The organism is Phenylobacterium conjunctum (assembly GCF_042679085.1).
Classification (GTDB): domain Bacteria; phylum Pseudomonadota; class Alphaproteobacteria; order Caulobacterales; family Caulobacteraceae; genus Phenylobacterium; species Phenylobacterium conjunctum.
The window spans coordinates 1-1,322 of record NZ_JBHTLQ010000115.1 but is presented as its reverse complement, the minus strand read 5'-3'; the positions used below and the strand labels follow the sequence as shown (position 1 = coordinate 1,322).

The window sequence follows — 1,322 nt, the reverse complement described above, 5'->3', positions numbered from 1 at the left end:
GGGACTGTCAGGAATTTCGTGTGTGGGCGGGCATAATGGGAAAGAAGGAGACCTCCCATGGCCCGACGCAAAGAGCCGTCGATTCCTGATGCGATACTGGACCAGCTTTTGGCTGGAGCCGACGCCAAGACGGCGTTTGATCCTGGAGGGCTGCTGGACGGCCTGAAGAAGGCGCTGGCCGAGCGGGCGTTGAACGCGGAGATGGACCACCATCTGGATGGGGATGGCGGCGCCGGCAACAGCCGCAACGGCTACGGCTCCAAGACGGTGATCACCGATGGGGGCAAGCTGTCCCTGGATGTGCCGCGGGATCGACAGTCCAGTTTCGACCCGACCCTGATCGCCAAGTATCAGCGGCGGTTCCCGGGCTTCGACGACAAGGTGATCTCGATGTACGCGCGCGGCATGAGCACCCGCGAGATCGTGGGCCACCTGCGCGAGCTCTACGGCGTGGAGGTCTCCCCGGACCTGATCAGCGCGGTCACCGACGCGGTGCTGGACGAGATCGCCGCCTGGCAGGCCCGGCCCCTGGAGCCGGTCTATCCGCTGGTGTTCTTCGACGCCCTGCGGGTGAAGATCCGCGACGAGGGCCTGGTCCGCAACAAGGCGGTGCACGTGGCGCTGGGCGTAAGGCACGACGGGGGCAAGGAAATTCTCGGTCTCTGGCTCGAACAGAACGAGGGCGCCAAGTTCTGGCTGCGGGTCATGAACGAGCTGAAGAACCGCGGTGTCGAAGACCTCCTGATCGCCGTGGTCGATGGCCTCAAGGGCTTCCCCGAGGCGATCACGGCCGTTTTTCCCGAGGCGACGGTGCAGACCTGCATCGTGCACCTGCTCAGAAACAGCCTGGATTTCGTCTCCTACAAGGACCGCAAATTGGTCGCCAGCGCCCTCAAGGAGGTCTACCGGGCGGTCGACGCCGCCGCGGCCGAGGTCGCGCTGGAGGCCTTCGAGGCCGGCCCCTGGGGCCAGAAATACCCCGCGATCGGCATGTCCTGGCGAAGGGTCTGGGGCGAGGTCATCCCCTTCTACGCCTTCCCAAAGGACGTCCGGCGGCTGATCTACACCACCAACGCCATCGAGGCCCTGAACTCCAAACTGCGCCGGGCGGTCAGAGCCAGGGGACACTTCCCCACAGACGAGGCGGCCCTGAAGCTCCTCTTCCTGGTCTTGAACCGCACCGAGAAAGAATGGACCATGCCGGCTCGTGAGTGGCACATGGCCAAGGCTCAGTTCGCCGTCCTCTTCGGAGACCGGTTCAACAAGGCCGCCGCCTAAATATGTTCAACCGCCCGCCCACACACGAAATTCCTGACAGTCCC

1 protein-coding gene is annotated in these 1,322 nt (G+C 64.5%); it reads left to right on the top strand.

The window, feature by feature from the left end:
* Positions 1 to 57: 57 nt before the first annotated feature.
* A complete protein-coding gene (locus tag ACFQ27_RS20800) occupies positions 58 to 1,278 on the top strand; it encodes an IS256 family transposase (RefSeq protein ID WP_377354921.1) in 1,221 nt (406 codons plus the stop codon).
* The last annotated feature ends 44 nt before the right edge of the window (positions 1,279 to 1,322 follow it).